The 17,017-nt window shown below is 68.8% G+C and carries 18 protein-coding genes; 8 read left to right on the forward strand and 10 right to left on the reverse strand.

Annotated features, from left to right (window positions below; all coding sequences use genetic code 11):
• Positions 1–230: 230 nt before the first annotated feature.
• Positions 231–977: an oxidoreductase gene (locus KXD97_RS04400; protein ID WP_260755628.1), complete on the reverse strand. Its 747-nt coding sequence runs from the start codon at positions 975–977 to the stop codon at positions 231–233.
• A gap of 146 nt (positions 978–1,123) precedes the next feature.
• Here KXD97_RS04400 and acs point away from each other — a divergent pair, with 146 nt between their 5' ends.
• Positions 1,124–3,085 (forward strand): acetate--CoA ligase, encoded by a 1,962-nt coding sequence (gene acs, locus KXD97_RS04405; protein ID WP_260755629.1) that lies wholly within the window; start codon positions 1,124–1,126, stop codon positions 3,083–3,085.
• 12 nt (positions 3,086–3,097) lie between these two features.
• On the opposite strand, the gene KXD97_RS04410 is transcribed toward acs, so the two are convergent.
• Complete coding sequence (locus KXD97_RS04410) at positions 3,098–3,802, reverse strand: S1 family peptidase (protein ID WP_260755630.1); 705 nt, start codon at positions 3,800–3,802, stop codon at positions 3,098–3,100.
• A gap of 136 nt (positions 3,803–3,938) precedes the next feature.
• On the opposite strand from KXD97_RS04410, the gene KXD97_RS04415 reads away from it, so the two are divergent.
• The gene (locus KXD97_RS04415; protein WP_260755631.1) at positions 3,939–4,445 is read left to right on the forward strand and encodes a phage holin family protein; all 507 of its coding nucleotides are present in this window, start codon (positions 3,939–3,941) and stop codon (positions 4,443–4,445) included.
• The gene (locus tag KXD97_RS04420; RefSeq protein WP_260755632.1) at positions 4,445–5,404 is read left to right on the forward strand and encodes an alpha/beta fold hydrolase; all 960 of its coding nucleotides are present in this window, start codon (positions 4,445–4,447) and stop codon (positions 5,402–5,404) included. Before KXD97_RS04415 ends, KXD97_RS04420 begins: the two co-directional genes overlap by 1 nt.
• A 4-nt stretch (positions 5,405–5,408) precedes the next feature.
• Here the strand turns inward: KXD97_RS04420 and marP are convergent, their stop codons facing one another.
• Genes marP through nth form a run of 4 tightly spaced genes read right to left on the reverse strand, consistent with a single transcriptional unit; the run spans position 5,409 to position 8,721 of the window.
• The gene (gene marP / locus KXD97_RS04425; RefSeq protein ID WP_260755633.1) at positions 5,409–6,602 is read right to left on the reverse strand and encodes an acid resistance serine protease MarP; all 1,194 of its coding nucleotides are present in this window, start codon (positions 6,600–6,602) and stop codon (positions 5,409–5,411) included.
• Entirely contained in the window at positions 6,599–7,381 is a 783-nt protein-coding gene (locus KXD97_RS04430) for a CoA pyrophosphatase (RefSeq protein WP_260755634.1), read from the reverse strand. The genes marP and KXD97_RS04430 overlap by 4 nt, the downstream gene beginning before the upstream one ends.
• A complete protein-coding gene (locus KXD97_RS04435) occupies positions 7,378–8,031 on the reverse strand; it encodes a TlpA disulfide reductase family protein (RefSeq protein WP_260755635.1) in 654 nt (217 codons plus the stop codon). The genes KXD97_RS04430 and KXD97_RS04435 overlap by 4 nt, the downstream gene beginning before the upstream one ends.
• A 9-nt stretch (positions 8,032–8,040) precedes the next feature.
• Positions 8,041–8,721: an endonuclease III gene (gene nth, locus KXD97_RS04440; RefSeq protein WP_260757836.1), complete on the reverse strand. Its 681-nt coding sequence runs from the start codon at positions 8,719–8,721 to the stop codon at positions 8,041–8,043.
• Positions 8,722–8,913: 192 nt separating this feature from the next.
• On the opposite strand from nth, the gene KXD97_RS04445 reads away from it, so the two are divergent.
• Both KXD97_RS04445 and crp read left to right on the forward strand, forming a co-directional pair.
• A complete protein-coding gene (locus KXD97_RS04445; RefSeq protein WP_260755636.1) occupies positions 8,914–9,246 on the forward strand; it encodes a hypothetical protein in 333 nt (110 codons plus the stop codon).
• 112 nt (positions 9,247–9,358) lie between these two features.
• A complete protein-coding gene (gene crp / locus KXD97_RS04450) occupies positions 9,359–10,033 on the forward strand; it encodes a cAMP-activated global transcriptional regulator CRP (RefSeq protein WP_003931718.1) in 675 nt (224 codons plus the stop codon).
• Between the two features lie 13 nt (positions 10,034–10,046).
• Here crp and KXD97_RS04455 read toward each other — a convergent pair whose 3' ends face one another.
• From KXD97_RS04455 to KXD97_RS04465, 3 genes are read right to left on the reverse strand one after another with little or no spacing between them, the layout of a single operon-like run.
• A complete protein-coding gene (locus KXD97_RS04455) occupies positions 10,047–10,823 on the reverse strand; it encodes an MBL fold metallo-hydrolase (protein WP_260755638.1) in 777 nt (258 codons plus the stop codon).
• Between the two features lie 26 nt (positions 10,824–10,849).
• A complete protein-coding gene (locus tag KXD97_RS04460) occupies positions 10,850–11,308 on the reverse strand; it encodes a RidA family protein (protein WP_260755639.1) in 459 nt (152 codons plus the stop codon).
• Positions 11,305–11,466, reverse strand: coding sequence for a DUF4177 domain-containing protein (locus tag KXD97_RS04465; RefSeq protein WP_157897640.1), 162 nt, complete (start codon positions 11,464–11,466; stop codon positions 11,305–11,307). The genes KXD97_RS04460 and KXD97_RS04465 overlap by 4 nt, the downstream gene beginning before the upstream one ends.
• A gap of 74 nt (positions 11,467–11,540) precedes the next feature.
• Here KXD97_RS04465 and KXD97_RS04470 point away from each other — a divergent pair, with 74 nt between their 5' ends.
• Together KXD97_RS04470 and KXD97_RS04475 are read left to right on the forward strand one after the other, a co-directional pair.
• The gene (locus tag KXD97_RS04470) at positions 11,541–12,599 is read left to right on the forward strand and encodes an ArsA family ATPase (protein WP_260755640.1); all 1,059 of its coding nucleotides are present in this window, start codon (positions 11,541–11,543) and stop codon (positions 12,597–12,599) included.
• A 14-nt stretch (positions 12,600–12,613) separates the two neighbouring features.
• The gene (locus KXD97_RS04475) at positions 12,614–13,744 is read left to right on the forward strand and encodes an ArsA family ATPase (protein ID WP_260755641.1); all 1,131 of its coding nucleotides are present in this window, start codon (positions 12,614–12,616) and stop codon (positions 13,742–13,744) included.
• Between the two features lie 114 nt (positions 13,745–13,858).
• Here the strand turns inward: KXD97_RS04475 and KXD97_RS04480 are convergent, their stop codons facing one another.
• Positions 13,859–14,215, reverse strand: coding sequence for a WhiB family transcriptional regulator (locus KXD97_RS04480; RefSeq protein WP_396884657.1), 357 nt, complete (start codon positions 14,213–14,215; stop codon positions 13,859–13,861).
• A 331-nt stretch (positions 14,216–14,546) separates the two neighbouring features.
• On the opposite strand from KXD97_RS04480, the gene ponA2 reads away from it, so the two are divergent.
• Complete coding sequence (gene ponA2 / locus KXD97_RS04485; protein ID WP_260755642.1) at positions 14,547–16,997, forward strand: transglycosylase/D,D-transpeptidase PonA2; 2,451 nt, start codon at positions 14,547–14,549, stop codon at positions 16,995–16,997.
• Positions 16,998–17,017 lie beyond the last annotated feature (20 nt).

Raw genomic sequence — 17,017 nt, forward strand, 5'->3', positions numbered from 1 at the left:
GAGGTGAAGGCGTTGCGGGCCTGCGTGATTGCGAAGATCTGACGGCCATTGCAGCCCTTTGGGTTGGGCTGCAGCCGTAGCGGAGCGCAATTACGCCGAGGCCACCCACGCAACCCGATATTGCACGCTTGGTAACCGGTGACCCGTGCTAGCGGGCGGTGAGCCGACTCGGTCGCAAGACCGATCGGAGCACCGCCCGCTTCGTGTTGCTGGAGGGCGCGGACGCCGGGTCAGGACGTCGCGGCCTGCGCAATCGAGAGCGCTTCGCGCGCGCCCGCGTGCAGCGCCTCGCTGCTTAACACCAGCCATGCCGCCAGACCGTCCGGCGTTCCGGAGGCGAATCCCCGTGCCGCAGCGCGGTAGTCACCGGATCGCCGCATCCAGTGCACCTCGGGCACCCCGAGCCCGTGCGGGTCCAGACCGGTGGCGATCGTGATGAGCCGCGAGACCGCCCTCGCGACCACACCGTCGGCGGTGCCGAACGGTTCCAGCGTCAGCAGTTCCCCGTGCGCGACCGCGGCCAGCACGGTCGCAGGCACCCGTGTTCCGCCGGTGGCGAGGTCGGCGAGCAGCTCCAGCCGGCGCCCCACCCCTTCCCGCGGCCGGCCCAGCGCGTCGTCGCCGACCAGGTCGGCCGCGGCCAACGCGTGCAGTCTGGCGATGGCCTGCAGCGGGGCGCGCCGCCACACTCCGACCAGTGCCCCTTCCCCGCCTTCGAGCGCCTCGGCGACCCGCAGCGCTCCGGCGAGCACCGGGTCGCGGTCTCCGTCCGGCGCGAACTGCAGTGGCCCGCCGTCGAGCACGGACGACGCGCGCGCGGCCCGCAGGGACGCCTCGGCGGCGTTCTTGGGCCAGCCGCGCAGGTTCGTACGGTGCCGGTGAGCCCTGCCCAGCGCTTCCCGGGCCTCGTCGCCGGCCTGCGCGACCCCGGGTAACGTCGTCAGCGGCGCCAACGGATCGCCGGCGGTCGGGCTCATCGAAGGGCACCAGGGGTCACGCGTGGACACGGTAGTCGACCAGTGACCGCGCGCGCCGTGACGTTCGTCGCGGCGAAAGCGCCGCCCACAGCCGTAGAAGTGAGTTGCCAACCTCTTTGCAACGTTGGGTGACTACCCTCACACACATGACCGAGACGCATGTGGACGCGGTTGCGTCCTACCCCCCGGCTCCTGAGTTCGCCGCGAACGCCAACGCCACCGAGGCACTCTACGAGGAGGCCGAGGCCGACCGCTTGGCGTTCTGGGCGAAGCAGGCCGACCGGCTGAGTTGGGAGACCCCGTTCACCGAAGTGCTGGACTGGTCGGACGCGCCGTTCGCGAAGTGGTTCGTCGGCGGCAAGCTCAACGTCGCCTACAACTGCGTCGACCGCCACGTCGAGGCCGGCAACGGCGACCGCGTCGCGATCCACTGGGAGGGCGAGCCGGTCGGCGACGCCCGCGACATCACCTACGCACAGCTCAAGGACGAGGTGTGCCAGGCCGCGAACGCGTTCGCCGAACTCGGCCTGCGGGCCGGCGACCGCGTCGCCATCTACATGCCGATGGTGCCTGAGGCGATCATCGCCATGCTGGCGTGCGCGCGTCTGGGTGCGATGCACAGCGTCGTGTTCGCGGGCTTCTCCGCCAGCGCGCTGAAGGCCCGCATCGATGATGCGCAGGCCAAGCTGGTCATCACGACCGACGGACAATATCGCCGCGGGAAGGCGGTCTCGCTGAAGGAGGGTGTCGACGAGGCCATCGACGGGCTCGGTGACGGCAGCCCGGTCGAGCACGTCGTGGTGGTCCGCCGCACCGGCATCGACACCCCGTGGACCGAGGGCCGCGACCTGTGGTGGGACAAGGTCGTCCCGAAGGCGTCGACCGAGCACACGCCTGAGGCTTTCGACTCCGAGCAACCGCTGTTCCTGCTGTACACCTCGGGCACCACCGGCAAGCCCAAGGGCATCATGCACACCTCGGGGGGCTACCTCACCCAGGCCGCCTACACGCACTTCAACGTGTTCGATCTCAAACCCGAGAGCGACGTGTACTGGTGCACCGCCGACATCGGCTGGGTCACCGGGCACACCTACATCGTGTACGGCCCGCTGGCCAACGGCGCCACTCAGGTGGTCTACGAGGGCACCCCGGCCTCGCCCGATGAGCATCGCCACTACCAGGTCATCGAAAAGTACGGCGTCACCATCTATTACACCGCTCCGACGCTGGTCCGCACGTTCATGAAGTGGGGCCGTCAGCTGCCCGCCGAGCACGACCTGTCGAGTCTGCGTCTGCTCGGGTCGGTCGGCGAGCCGATCAACCCGGAGGCGTGGCGCTGGTACCGGATGGCGTTCGGCGGGGACAAGACCCCGGTCGTGGACACCTGGTGGCAGACCGAGACCGGCGCGATCATGATCTCGCCGCTGCCCGGCGTGACGGCGTGCAAGCCGGGATCGGCGATGCGCGCGCTGCCCGGCATCTCGGCCAAGATCGTCGACGATGACGGCAACGAGCTCGAGCCGTCCGCTGACTTCGGCGAGCACGTCACCGGCTACCTGGTGCTCGACAAGCCGTGGCCGGCGATGCTGCGCGGCATCTGGGGTGATGAGGAGCGGTTCAAGGAGACCTACTGGTCCCGCTTCGCCGAGCAGGGCTGGTACTTCGCCGGCGACGGCGCCCGGTACGGCAGCGACGGCGAGATCTGGGTGCTGGGCCGCATCGACGACGTCATGAACATCTCCGGGCACCGGATCTCCACCGCCGAGGTGGAATCCGCGCTCGTCGGGCACTCGGGCGTGGCCGAGGCGGCGGTCGTCGGCGCCACCGACGAGCACACCGGTCAGGCCATCTGCGCGTTCGTCATCCTCAAGTCCAGCGCGCACGGCGGGCAGGAGGACATGATCGACGAGCTGCGCGCCGAGGTGGCCCGGGAGATCTCCCCGATAGCGAAACCGCGCGAGATCCACGTCGTGCCGGAGCTGCCCAAGACCCGCAGCGGCAAGATCATGCGGCGGCTGCTGCGTGACGTCGCCGAGGGCCGCGAGCTCGGCGACACCTCGACGCTGGTGGATCCGAGCGTGTTCGAGGCGATCCGGGCGAGCAAGTAGGCCGCGGGAAAGCTAGCCCGCCCCGACGGGTACGAAACCGCTGCCGGGCCGGCCCTTGGCGGTGATGTCGGCCAGCTGCGTGTTGAACGACATGGTCACCGCCGGGGTGTGCAGCGGGATGAATTTGATCACGCACGTCGGCAGGTCCTCGGAGAACGCGCCGTGGATCATGCCGACGAGCCGGTTGTTGACGGTGACGGGTGCGCCGGAGTCACCCGGCTGCCCGCACACCTGGTTGACGATGGTCCCCGGCTGTTCTCCGGGGCCCCAGGTGACTCCGCACGAATATCCGGTGGTGCGACCGAGTTTGCAGGCCACGTCGCCGAAGCGGGGATCTGGCGCCAGGCCGTCGATGCGGAAGCCGTTGACCGTGTTGACGGGTGTGACCTTGGCCGGGTCGAACTTGATGACGGCGTAGTCGAGGATGTCGTTGCCCGCGACCATCGTCCCGACGGGGCCCGCGTCCTGATCGGCCTCCGCGGCGACGACGGCGCCCGGGCCGCCGCAGTGCGCCGAGGTGAACCCGATCAGGCTGCCCTGGCTGTCGGTGCCGATGGCGGTCAGCGTGCACAGCGTCTCGCCGTCGACGACGAGCCCGGAGCCGCCACCGAGGGCCACCGGCGGTGCGGCGTGGGCGGGAACGGTGGCGAGGGTCAGCAGGGCGACCAGAGCCAGGAGCGCCGCGCGGACCGGCAGAAAGCGCCCGCTCGTGTTCAAATGTCAATCCCCTATCGAGGTGCCCGACCCGCCCAGCAAGGAACTCGCGCAGTCTATCCTCGGGCGGAATCGTTTAGTGGGACGCCACGTGGCAACATGAACGCGACCGAGAAGAGTGGCCGGAAGGAAGCCCCGCGTGAGCGATCGCAGAAACGGCGTGCCGAACACCGTGACGTCGATACCGCTGGTGGACCCTCACGCACCGAAACCCGACCCGTCGATCGGGGATCTGGTCAAGGACGCGACCGCGCAGGTGTCGACGCTGGTGCGGGCCGAGGTCGAGCTGGCCAAGGCCGAGATCACCCGGGACGTCAAGAAAGGGCTCACCGGCAGCGTCTTCTTCATCGCCGCGCTGGTCGTGCTGTTCTATTCGACCTTCTTCTTCTTCTTTTTCCTGGCCGAGCTGCTCGACAACTGGCTGTGGAAATGGGCGGCCTATCTGATCGTCTTCGGCATCATGGTCGTTCTCACCGGGCTGCTCGCGCTGTTCGGTTACCTGAAGGTGCGCCGTATTCGGGGTCCCCAGAAGACCATCGAGACGGTCAAGGAGATCCCGGAGGCGTTCACCCCCGGCCCGGACAAGAGAACCGTAGCGACCACCAACGGCGATCCGTCGACGCAAAAAGACCCCTCAGGCTGGTAATGAACCCACCCGATCCGTCGGTGGTGCGCATCGGCGGGCCGTGGCGGCATCTGGACGTGCACGCCAACGGGATTCGTTTCCACGTGGTGGAAGCGCAGCGCCCAGCCGAGCTCGACGACCGGTCACGCCCGTTGACGGACCGCCCGCTGGTCATCCTGCTGCACGGATTCGGGTCATTCTGGTGGTCGTGGCGCCATCAGCTCACCGGTCTGACCGGTGCCCGCGTCGTGGCCGTGGACCTGCGCGGCTACGGCGGCAGCGACAAGCCGCCGCGCGGATACGACGGGTGGACGCTGGCCGGGGACACCGCGGGCTTGGTCCGGGCACTGGGCCACAACAGCGCCACCCTGGTCGGCCACGCAGACGGCGGCCTGGTCTGCTGGGCCACCTCGGTGCTGCATCCGCGAGCCGTGCGGGCAATCGCGGTGGTCAGCTCCCCGCACCCGGCCGCACTGCGCACCTCGACCCTGACCCGGCGCGATCAGGGTCGGGCCCTGCTGCCGTGGATGTTGCGCTATCAGGTGCCGATGTGGCCCGAGCGCGCGCTGACCCGCCACGACGGCGCCGAGATCGAGCGGCTGGTGCGCAGCCGGTCCACGGCCAAATGGCACGCCAGCGAGGATTTCGCGGAGACCGTCGGCCATCTTCGGCGCGCCATCCAGATCCCGTCGGCGGCCCACTGCGCCCTGGAGTACCAGCGCTGGGCGGTGCGCAGCCAGCTGCGCGGTGAGGGGCGCCGCTTCATGGGTTCGATGAAGCGGCCGCTGGGGGTGCCGGTGCTGCATCTGCGTGGGGACGCCGACCCGTATGTGCTGGCCGATCCGGTGCAGCGCACCCAGCGCTACGCCCCGCACGGCCGGTACGTCTCGATCGACGGCGCCGGTCACTACAGCCATGAGGAAGCACCGGAAGCGGTCAACGAACAGCTGCGCGGCTTCCTGGGCCAGGTGTACGGCTGACGGGTCAGCCCGCGTTGATGCAGGTGCCGGTCGGGACGCGTTCGACGTTGCCGACCTTGGCCATCTGCCGGGCCACCTCGTCGGCGGTGAGCACGAATCCGGTGTCGACGTCGTCGACGGCCGCGCCGAACACCACACCGAGCACCTTGCCCTGCCGGTTGATCATCGGCCCGCCGGAGTTGCCCTGGCGCACAGTGCCTCTGATGGTGTAGACCTCGCGGGTGACGGTGGTGGACCGGTAGATGTCCGGCCCGTTGAGCTCGATGACCTCGCGCACCCGCGCCGGGGTCGCGGTGAAGTCGCCGCCGCCGGGATAGCCCATCACGATGCCGTCGGTGCCCGGCTGCGCCTCCGCGTCGACGAACTGCAGCGGGGCGGACGGCAGGTTGGGCACGTCGAGGATCGAGATGTCGGCGTTGGGGTCGTAGGAGACCACCCCCGCGTCGTAGGTCTGTCCGTCCACCTCGACGGTGACACTGTTCGACCCGGCCACCACGTGCGCGTTGGACATCACCCGGTTGGGGGCGATGACGAAACCGGTGCCCTCCAGCACTTTCTGGCAGCTCTGCGCGACTCCGCGCACCTTCACCACGCTCGACCGGGTCGTGTTGACCACCGGCGAGGTGGCCAGCGACGGGTCCGGCGGGTCGATCTCGGCGACCGGTGTCGGTCCGAACGGTTTGAGCACGTCGTGCAGTCCGGCGGTCTCCCACAGCGCCGAAAGCCGGTTGGGTACCGATCGCAGCCAGCTGGGAGCGACGGAGTCGACCTCGGCGATGACCTTGGAACCCTGCACCGCGGCGACCAGATTGGGTTGCGGCGAGGACACCAGCGCGGTGCCCAGCAGCCAGGCCGCCGTCAGCACCAGCACCAGCTGCAACGCGACCCCGACGACCGAGTCGACCACCCGCAGCCCGGGACTGCGGATCGCCCCGCGTACGGCTCTGCCGAGCACCACCCCCGCGATCTCGCCTATCACGACCAGCGCCAGAATCAGGAACAGGGTGACGAAGAGCTTGGTGCGCGGGCCGCTGATGTGGTCGACGACGTAGGGGGCCAGCAGGATTCCCGCCGCCGCGCCCAGCGCCACCCCGACAAGAGCCAGCAAGGAGCCCGGCGCGCCCGATCGCCAGCCGGAGATGGCGGCGATCAGGGCTAACGCCAGGATGCTGATATCAAGCCACTGAGACGAGTTCATCGTTGCGCATCACCGTAACTGCCCTGGGCGTCCAGCAACGCCATTGCGTCGTCGAGTTCGTACACGTTGTCGCTTTCCCACGGCACCGCCCAGCCCGCCACCTCCAGCAGAGCAGCGATCACCTGCCCGGTGAACCCCCACACCATCATCTCGTTGAGCAGGAATGCCGGGCCGGCCGTGCGGCGGGTGTTCTGCTTGCGGTACACCGAGATCCGATTCTGGGGATTGACGAAGGCGCGCACCGGGACCCGGGCCACGACGGCCGTCTCGGCCGCGTCGACCACCGCGACCGGTCCCGGATCCGGTGAGTACGCCAGCACCGGCACGACATGGAAGCCCGACGGCGGGATGAACATCTTGTCCAGCACGGCCAGCGGCTGCAGTCGGCCGGTGTCGATGCCGGTCTCTTCGGTGGCCTCACGCAGCGCGGTGTGCACCGGGCTGCGGTCCTGTGGGTCGGCGGCCCCGCCGGGGAAGGCAGCCTGGCCGGCGTGATGGCGCAGGGTGGAGGCCCGCACGGTCACCAGCAGGTCGGCGTCGTCGGGCAGGACACCCGGCGCCCCGTCCCGGGGGCCGGAGAACAGCACCAGCACCGCGGCGTCCCGGCGGGTGCCGGTCACCGCGGCCGTGGTGTTGGCCGCAGCGAGCCCGGCCAGCACCTCGGGCGCAACCCTGCGGCGGTAGGCGTTCTTGACCGCGCCGGGGTCTTCGACGAGCGGGACCAGCCAGGGCGGAGCGGCGGACGGGATCAGCTCGTCGTGTCTGCTGTCCCAGCTCACGCGACTCCAATCTTCGGATCGACCGCGGCGGCGATCTCGTCAACGGTCGCAAATGACCGGGGCAGGATCTCGGCAACGCTACCGTCCGGGCGTAGCACCACCGTGGCCGGCATCACGTTGGGCACCTGCAGCGCTGCGGCGATGGTCCTGCGCCCGTCCTGCACGGTCGGCAGGTGCACCCCCAACTCAGCCAGCCGCAGCAACGCCGCGCTCTCGTTCTCGTCCTGGTGCACCGTCAGCACGGTGACCGCCGGGCCGGCGCGGCGCTGATACTCGGCCATCGCGGGCAGCTCGTCGGCGCAGGGTCCGCACCAGTACGCCCACAGGTTGAGCACGACGGCCTTGCCGGCCAGTGCTTTCGCGACGTCGACACGCGATCCGTCCCCGGCGCACTCGAGCACGATGCCGCGCAGCGCCTCCGGGCCGGGACCGGGACCCGGCGACGGGCACGGCGCCAGATCGGCGCGGGCACGCGGACCGGTCAGCGCCTCCGGGGTGTCGGCGTCGCGCCGGTCCCGCGCAGACGGCACGTCGCGTCGCGCGCCCGGTTCGGAGTCGCCGGCACCTAGTTCGGTCCACAGCGCGACACCGAGGGCGATCAGGATGACCAGCGCCACGATGCTCCACCGGGTCGACGCACTGACGGACAAGACCTGCGCCTACAGCCCCGCCAGCGCCAGCAGGTGCTCGGTCTCGGGCCCCTTGACCAGCGGCGCGGCGATGAGCGGGTCGGTGGGGCCGGTCCCGTAAGACGGGCAGTCGTTGGCGAGCACGCACACCCCGCAGGCGGGCTTACGGGCGTGGCACACGCGCCGGCCGTGGAAGATCACCCGGTGGCTGAGCAGTGTCCACTCGCGGCGCTCGATGAGCTCGCCGACGGCGTGCTCGACCTTGACGGGGTCCTCCTCGGCGGTCCAGCGCCACCGACGGACCAACCGCCCGAAGTGGGTGTCGACGGTGATTCCCGGGACGTCGAACGCGTTGCCCAGGATGACGTTGGCGGTCTTGCGGCCGACGCCGGGCAGCGTGACCAGTTCGTCGAGGGTGGCCGGAACCTTCCCATCGAAGCGTTCCACCAACGCCTGGCCCAGCCCGATCAGCGAGTTGGCCTTGTTGCGGTAGAACCCGGTGGGCCGGATCAGCTCCTCGAGCTCGGTACGGTCGGCGGTCGCGTAGTCCACGGCAGTCCGGTACTTCTTGAACAGAGCCGGGGTGGTGAGGTTGACGCGCTTGTCGGTGCTCTGCGCGGACAGAATGGTTGCGACGGTGAGCTCCAGCGGATTGGTGAAGTCCAATTCGCAGTACACGTGCGGAAACGCTTCTGCCAGAGCGCGGTTCATCCGGCGGGCGCGGCGGACCAGGCCGAGCCGGGTCTCTTTGTCCCATTTCGCGGCGCGCGGGGCCCTGCCGGCCGGTTTCACGGTCACCAGGCCAGGGTACTGACGACGACCGACACACCCGGTGGTGGATAGGTCCTTAACGTGGACTTTTCGTGATCCCGCCGAGACCTTCACCGTGTTTACTTCTGCGTTGTGTCGTGGTTGCTCGTCGCGCTGATCCCTGGGTTGCTGATGTTGGCGACCTTCGGTCTGGAGCGCGTCGAGGCCGGCCTGCGTCGCGACGCGTTCTCCCCGGCCGACGTCGACGAGTTCCTGCGCCGGGCCGACACCGACCGCGCCGAGACTCCGGCATCGGCGAACGCCGACAGGGCGCCGCGCACACCGCCCCGGCGCGTCGAGCAGCGGGACACTCCGACGGACGGGTTTCTCGAACCTGTGTCGGCGCCGGGACTGACCGCCGGCGGGTACTTCGCTACGCTCGCGAATACTGAGTTTCGGCAGACCCGACATGCCGATCGTGTGTAGCGTGGGCAGGTCACACAGGGCTTGCCTCTAGACTGACGTCACGACTTTCGAGGTCGGCTCGCGCATTTTTTGATCATCGAACGCACAAACATCGAACGCACAAAGGGGCAACGTGGACGAGATCCTGGCCAGGGCCGGAATCTTCCAGGGTGTAGAACCGAGCGCCGTTTCCGCGCTGACCAAGCAGTTGCAGCCCGTCGACTTCCCGCGCGGACACACGGTGTTCGCCGAGGGTGAGCCCGGCGACCGCCTGTACATCATCATCTCCGGGAAGGTGAAGATCGGTCGCCGTTCCCCGGACGGTCGCGAGAACCTGCTGACGATCATGGGCCCGTCGGACATGTTCGGTGAGCTGTCGATCTTCGACCCGGGTCCGCGGACCTCGAGCGCCACCACCATCACCGAGGTGCGCGCGGTGTCGATGGACCGTGAAGCGCTGAGGGCGTGGATCGCCGACCGGCCCGAGATCGCCGAGCAGCTGCTGCGCGTGCTGGCCCGCCGTCTTCGCCGCACCAACAACAACCTCGCCGACCTGATCTTCACCGACGTCCCCGGCCGCGTCGCCAAGCAGCTGCTGCAGCTTGCGCAGCGCTTCGGCACGCAGGAGGGCGGCGCGCTGCGCGTCACGCACGATCTGACCCAGGAGGAGATCGCCCAGCTGGTCGGCGCGTCCCGCGAGACCGTCAACAAGGCGCTCGCCGACTTCGCCCACCGCGGCTGGATCCGCCTGGAGGGCAAGAGTGTGCTGATCAGCGACTCGGAGCGGCTGGCCCGCCGAGCGAGGTAGACCCTTTCCGCGGTTACTTCCGCAGGAAGTTCAGCTGCGCTTGCACCGACCATTCGGCGGCGTCCCACAGCTTCTCATCGACATCGGTGTACACGTGCTCGACGATTTGCCGGGCCGTGGCGTCCTCCCCCAATGCGCGTAGCGCGGCCCGGACCTGGTCGAGTCGCTCTTCGCGATGCGTCAGATACATCTGGCTGACGGCGACCATGTCGTCGAGTTCGGGTCCGTGCCCGGGCAGCACCCTACGGTGCCCGAGACCGCGCAGCCGGCGCAGCGACTCCAGGTAGTCCCCGAGGTCGCCGTCCTCGTCGTCGATGACGGTGGTGCCCCGCCCCAGGATCGTGTCCGCGGTCAGCACCAAATCGTCATCGACGAGGAAGGACACGGAATCGGCGGTGTGGCCGGGGGTCGCCATCACGGTGATCTTGAGACCGGCCGCGTCGATCACCTCACCGTCGGTCAGCGAGCCGCCGAGACCGCGCTGGAAACCGCTGCCCACCGACCGCACCACCGCACCGGTCAGGTCGACCAGTCGGTCGATGCCGCCGGTGTGGTCGCCGTGGCGGTGACTGATCAGCACCAGCGGAATCGGGCCGAGCGCGGCAAGCCGCTCGATGTGCTCGTCCTTGTCGTCGGGGCCGGGATCGATTACGACCATCTCTTCGCAGCCCGGTCCGCGCAGCACCCAGGTGTTGGTCCCGTCGAGCGTCATCAGCCCTGGGTTCTCGCACAGCAGCACCGACGCGGTGTCGGTCACCGGTCGCAGCACGTTGTACGCGGGGTGCTCCACCTACGCGACCTCAGCCCGATCGTCGCTCACGCGACCTCCACGATCACTTCCACTTCCACCGGCGCGTTTCGCGGCAGCTCGGACACCCCGACCGCGGAGCGGGCATGGGCGCCGGCCTCGCCGAATATCTCGCCGAACAACTCGGAGGCCCCGTTGATGACACCGGGCTGCCCGCCGAAGCCGGGCGCGGAGGCGACGAAGCCCACGACCTTGACCACCTTGACCACAGCGTCGATGCCGACCAGCGCGTCGACGGCGGCCAGCGCGTTGAGCGCGCACCGGCGGGCCAGCGCGTGCGCATCCTCGGCCGACACCTCGGCGCCCACCTTGCCGGTCACGGTCAGCTCACCGCCGGCGATCGGCAGCTGTCCGGCGGTGTAGACGAGGTTGCCGGTGCGCACCGCCGGGACGTAGGCCGCCAGCGGCGCGACCACCTCGGGCAGCGCGATGCCCAGCTCGTCCAGTCGGGCCGACCAGGCGCTCACTTGGGTCGCTTGAGGTAGGCCACGTGCTGCTCGCCGGTGGGTCCGGGCAGCACCGAGACCAGTTCCCAGCCGTCTTCACCCCACTGGTCGAGGATCTGTTTGGTGGCGTGCGTCAACAGCGGGACGGTCGCGTACTCCCATTTGGTCGCTTCGCTCACGCCGCCCACCTCTTCTGTTCGCTCATGCGGCTGAGCTTATCCGGGATCGGACAGGCCTTGGCTAGCATGCTTGGGTGGCTACCACCCCTTCCGGGTCTTCCGGTTCTTCCGGATCGTCCCGCACCAAGCAGCCCGGCTGGCCTTCGCGCCTGACCAAGGCGCGGCTGCACTTCGTCTCCGGCAAAGGCGGCACGGGCAAGTCGACCATCGCCGCGGCGCTGGCGCTGGCGCTGGCCGCGGGTGGCCGCAAGGTGCTCCTCGTCGAAGTCGAAGGGCGCCAAGGGATCGCGCAGCTCTTCGACGTCCCGCCACTGCCCTATGAAGAGGTCAAGATCGCGACCGCCGAAGGCGGGGGCCAGGTCAACGCGCTGGCCATCGACACCGAGGCGGCGTTCCTCGAATACCTGGACATGTTCTACAACCTCGGCCTGGCCGGACGGGCGATGCGCCGGATCGGCGCCGTCGAGTTCGCGACGACGATCGCTCCTGGCCTGCGGGACGTGTTGTTGACCGGCAAGATCAAAGAGATCGTCACGCGTAACGAGAAGGATCAGCCGCGGGGCAAGGGCGCCGTGTACGACGCGGTCGTCGTCGACTCGCCGCCCACCGGACGTATCGCACGCTTCCTCGACGTCACCAAGGCCGTGTCGGACCTGGCCAAGGGCGGGCCCGTGCATTCGCAGGCCGAAGGTGTGGTCAAGCTGCTGCACTCGGATCTGACGGCGATCCACCTCGTCACGCTGCTTGAAGCGCTGCCGATCCAGGAGACGCTGGAGGCGATCGAGGAGCTGCGGGAGATGGGTCTGCCCATCGGCAGCGTCATCGTCAACCGCAACATCCCCGCCTACCTCGCTCCCGACGACCTGGCCAAGGCCGCCGAGGGCGTCATCGACGCCGATGCGGTGCGGGCCGGTCTGGCGAACGCGGGCATCACGCTCTCCGACGACGATTTCGCCGGCCTGCTCACCGAAACCATCCAGCACGCCACCCGCATCGCGGCGCGCAACGAGAGTGCCGAGCAGCTCGCCGAACTCGATGTGGCCCGGCTGGACCTGCCCTCGCTGCCCGATGGGGTCGACCTCGGCAGCCTCTACGAACTAGCCGAAGAGCTCGCCCACCAGGGCGTGCGGTGAGCGGGAGAGACACGATGAGCCACACCCCACCGGCCCTCGACATGGCGTCGATTCTGCGCGACACCTCCAACCGGGTCGTGGTCTGCTGCGGGGCGGGCGGCGTCGGCAAGACCACCACCGCGGCCGCGATGGCTCTACGGGCCGCCGAATACGGCCGCACCGTGGTCGTGCTGACCATCGACCCGGCCAAGCGGCTCGCCCAGGCGCTCGGGATCCGGGATCTGGGCAACACCCCGCAGCGGGTGCCGCTCGCGCCGGAGGTGCCCGGCGAACTGCACGCGATGATGCTCGACATGCGTCGCACGTTCGACGAGATGGTGATTCAGTACTCCGGACCCGGCACGGCGGACGCGATCCTGGACAACCAGTTCTACCAAACTGTGGCCACCTCGCTTGCCGGCACACAGGAGTACATGGCCATGGAGAAGTTGGGACAGCTTCTGGCAGAAGACAAGTGGGATCTGATCGTCGTCGACACCCCGCCTTCGCGCAATGCGCTGGACTTCCTCGACGCCCCCAAACGCCTGGGCAGCTTCATGGACAGCAGGTTGTGGCGGATGCTACTGGCACCGGGCCGCGGCATCGGCCGGTTGGTCACCGGCGCGGTCGGCCTGGCGATGAAGGGCATGTCGACGATTCTCGGTTCCCAAATGCTATCGGACGCAGCCTCTTTCGTGCAGTCCCTGGACGCGACGTTCGGCGGATTCCGGGAGAAGGCCGACCGTACCTACGATCTGCTCAAACGGCGGGGCACACAGTTCGTGGTGGTGTCGGCCGCCGAGCCCGACGCGCTACGGGAGGCGTCGTTCTTCGTCGACAGGCTCTCCTCCGAGCACATGCCGCTGGCCGGGCTGATCCTCAACCGGACCCATCCGACGTTGTGTCAACTGCACGCCGAGAAAGCGGCCGAGGCCGCCGACGATCTGGCCGAGACCGACCCGGACTCGGTGGCGGTGGCGGCGTTGCGTATTCATGCCGACCGGGCCTCGACGGCCAAGCGGGAGGTGAGGCTGCTGTCGCGTTTCACCGGCGCGAACCCGCACGTGGCGCTCGTGGGTGTGCCGTCACTGCCGTTCGACGTATCCGACCTCGAGGCGCTGCGAGCGATCGCCGATCAGATCACCGGCGGGCCAGCCGCGGCGTAGACCGCGAATTTCGCCCCAATGCAGTAGCCGCGCCCCGGAGGGCGCGGCTTCCGCGTGTCCGATCGGCTGGGCCGACCCGCGAATCAGGCAATCGCGGCTCAGCTGTGCGAGGTGTTAGCCAGCAGTACGGTGTTTGCGCTGAGCGGCAAAGAAGTCGGCCCAGGAGACGACCTCGGGATGCTGCTTGAGCAGGGCGCGGCGCTGACGCTCGGTCATGCCTCCCCAGACGCCGAACTCCACTCGATTGTCCAGCGCGTCAGCGCCGCACTCGGCGATGACGGGGCAATGCCGGCAGATCACCGCGGCTTTGCGCTGGGCAGCGCCGCGGACGAACAGTTCATCCGGATCCGTCTGGCGACACCGGGCTTGTGAGACCCAGGCAATGCGGGCCTCGGCCTCTGCGCTGTGCGGAATGGACTGGCCGGATGGGTCCACGGAGGTCTTACGAGCCGCAGGCTTGATTGTTGACACCGGCGATCCCCTTATCGTTCTGGCCGCGCCCCGACAACGCAGACGATGATTAACCCACGCGTCGATTGCTGATGCGATCTACGCCACACTGCGGGTACCAGGTGTGACCTGCATCGCACTGTCAGCTCAACTTAGGTGGTCAGGGACAGTTTGCGCAATACATCCGTGACCACTTTTTTGGGACGACCGTGCCGTCATCCGGGTATCGTGCTGGACCTCAGCGGGCTCGTCCGCACATAACCGCGTCCGAATGGCGTTTGACATGGCCTGTCACGACCGTATCCGGGCTGCTCGTGACCGGGGGCCCGGAATTCGTCGCTAGTCTGTACGCATGCCGGAGCACCCCTCGGGCCGTCCGCCGCGCGCGGTGACGGTCATCAAGCTCGCCTGGTGTGTGTTGCTCGCCAGTGTGGTGGCCGCCGGATTGATGTTCCCGATCGTCGGCGGTTTCGGGCTGGTGTCCAACCGCGCATCCGACGTCGTGGCCAACGGCTCGGCGCAGTTGGTCGAGGGCGAGGTCCCTCAGGTGTCGACCATGACGGACTCCAAGGGCAACATCATCGCGTGGCTGTATAACCAGCGGCGCTTCGAGGTGCCCAGCGATCAGATCGCCAACACGATGAAGCTGGCGATCGTTTCTATCGAAGACAAAAGGTTTGCCGACCACAACGGTGTCGATTGGCAGGGCACGCTCACGGGCCTGTCGGGTTACCTGTCGGGCAACCTCGACACCCGCGGTGGTTCGACGATCGAACAGCAGTATGTGAAGAACTACCAGCTGTTGGTGATCGCGCAGACCGACGCCGAGAAGCGGGCCGCGATCGAGACCACCCCGGCCCGCAAGCTGCGCGAGATCCGCATGGCGTTGACGCTGAACGAGACGCTCACCAAGCCGGAGATCCTGACCCGCTACCTGAACCTGGTGTCGTTCGGCAACAACGCGTTCGGCGTGCAGGACGCCGCGCAGACCTATTTCGGTGTCAACGCCTCGGAGCTGAATTGGCAGCAGGCCGCACTGCTGGCCGGCATGGTGCAGTCCACGAGCACGCTCAATCCGTACACCAACCCCGACGGTGCGCTGGCGCGCCGCAACGTGGTGCTCGACACCATGATCGACAACCTGCCCGAGTACGCCGACGAGCTGCGCGCGGCCCGGGAGGAGCCCCTCGGGATACTGCCCCAGCCGAAGGAACTGCCGCGCGGCTGCATCGCCGCAGGCGACCGCGCGTTCTTCTGCGACTACGTGCTGGAGTACCTGGCCCGCGCCGGGATCAGCAAGGATCAGGTGGCCAAGGGTGGCTACATGATCAAGACGACGCTGGATCCGGACGTGCAGGCCACCGTCAAGAACGCGATCACCCAGTACGCCAGCCCGGATCTACCCGGCGTCGCGAGTGTGATGAGCGTGATCCGGCCAGGTAAGGAGTCGCACCCGGTGCTGGCGATGGCCAGTAACCGTACCTACGGCCTGAATCTGGACGCCGGGGAGACGATGCAGCCGCAGCCGTTCTCGCTGGTGGGCAATGGCGCCGGGTCGGTGTTCAAGGTCTTCACCACGGCCGCGGCGATGGAGATGGGCATGGGCATCAACGCCCAGCTCGATGCGCCCAGCCGCTTCGAGGCCAAGGGGTTGGGCAGCGGCGGTGCGCGGGGCTGCCCGCCCGCGACCTGGTGCGTACAGAACGCCGGCAACTACCGCGGCCAGATGAGCGTCACCGATGCACTGGCCACCTCCCCCAACACGGCGTTCGCGAAGCTGATCGCCCAGGTCGGGGTGCAGCGCACCGTGGACATGGCGGTGCGGCTGGGCCTGCGCTCCTACGCGCTGCCGGGCACCGCGCGCGACTACGACCCGGAAAGCAACGAGAGCCTCGCCGACTTCGTGAAGCGGCAGAACATCGGTTCGTTCACCCTCGGCCCGATCGAGGTCAACGCACTCGAGCTGTCCAACGTGGCCGCGACGCTGGCCTCCGGCGGCACGTGGTGCCCGCCCAACCCGATCGCCGAGGTGTACGACCGCTACGGCGAGCCGGTGTCGGTGACGACCGAGACGTGTGAGCAGGTCGTCCCGGAGGGGCTGGCCAACACACTGGCCGTCGCGATGAGCAAGGACGACACCGGTGCGGGAACCGCCGCCGGTGCGGCGGGCTCGGCGGGCTGGACCCTGCCGATGTCCGGCAAGACGGGCACCACCGAGGCCAACCGTTCGTCGGCGTTCCTGGGCTTCACCAACCAGTACGCCGCGGCCAGCTACATCTACGACGACTCGACGGCGCCCACCGAGCTGTGCTCGTTCCCGTTGCGGCAGTGCGGCTCCGGCAACCTGTTCGGCGGCAATGAGCCGGCCCGCACCTGGTTCACCGCGATGACACCCATCGCCACCGCGTTCGGTGACGTCACGCTCCCGCCCACGGATCCGCGCTACGTGGACGGGGCGCCGGGTTCGAAGGTGCCCAGCGTGGCGGGTCTGACCCAGGACGCCGCGCGGCAACGTCTGCGCGAGGCCGGATTCCAGGTCGCCGATCAGCCCTCGCCGGTCAACAGTTCGTCGTCGTACGGCACCGTGGTGGGCACGTCCCCGACCGGGCAGACGGTTCCGGGATCGATCATCACCATCCAGATCTCGAACGGCATCGCCCCCGCTCCGCCACCGCCGCCGGCCGGTGCGCCGCCGCCGGGCGGGCCGCCACCGCCGGTCGGCCAGCAGGTGATCCAGATTCCGGGCTTGCCGCCGATCACGGTGCCGGTCCTCGGCCCGCCGCCGCCACCGCCGCCGGGCTGACCCCCGGGAACCTGTGACGC

It is taken from the genome of Mycobacterium sp. SMC-8 (assembly GCF_025263565.1).
Lineage (GTDB): Bacteria > Actinomycetota > Actinomycetes > Mycobacteriales > Mycobacteriaceae > Mycobacterium.

Bases quoted from the DNA above. Each gene is read 5' to 3' on its own strand.
- KXD97_RS04400 (WP_260755628.1), bottom strand. From the start codon at position 977: ATGAGCCCGACCGCCGGCGATCCGTTGGCGCCGCTGACGACGTTACCC.
- acs (WP_260755629.1), top strand. From the start codon at position 1,124: ATGACCGAGACGCATGTGGACGCGGTTGCGTCCTACCCCCCGGCTCCT.
- KXD97_RS04420 (WP_260755632.1), top strand. From the start codon at position 4,445: ATGAACCCACCCGATCCGTCGGTGGTGCGCATCGGCGGGCCGTGGCGG.
- marP (WP_260755633.1), bottom strand. From the start codon at position 6,602: ATGAACTCGTCTCAGTGGCTTGATATCAGCATCCTGGCGTTAGCCCTG.
- nth (WP_260757836.1), bottom strand. From the start codon at position 8,721: ATGAACCGCGCTCTGGCAGAAGCGTTTCCGCACGTGTACTGCGAATTG.
- KXD97_RS04475 (WP_260755641.1), top strand. From the start codon at position 12,614: ATGAGCCACACCCCACCGGCCCTCGACATGGCGTCGATTCTGCGCGAC.
- ponA2 (WP_260755642.1), top strand. From the start codon at position 14,547: ATGCCGGAGCACCCCTCGGGCCGTCCGCCGCGCGCGGTGACGGTCATC.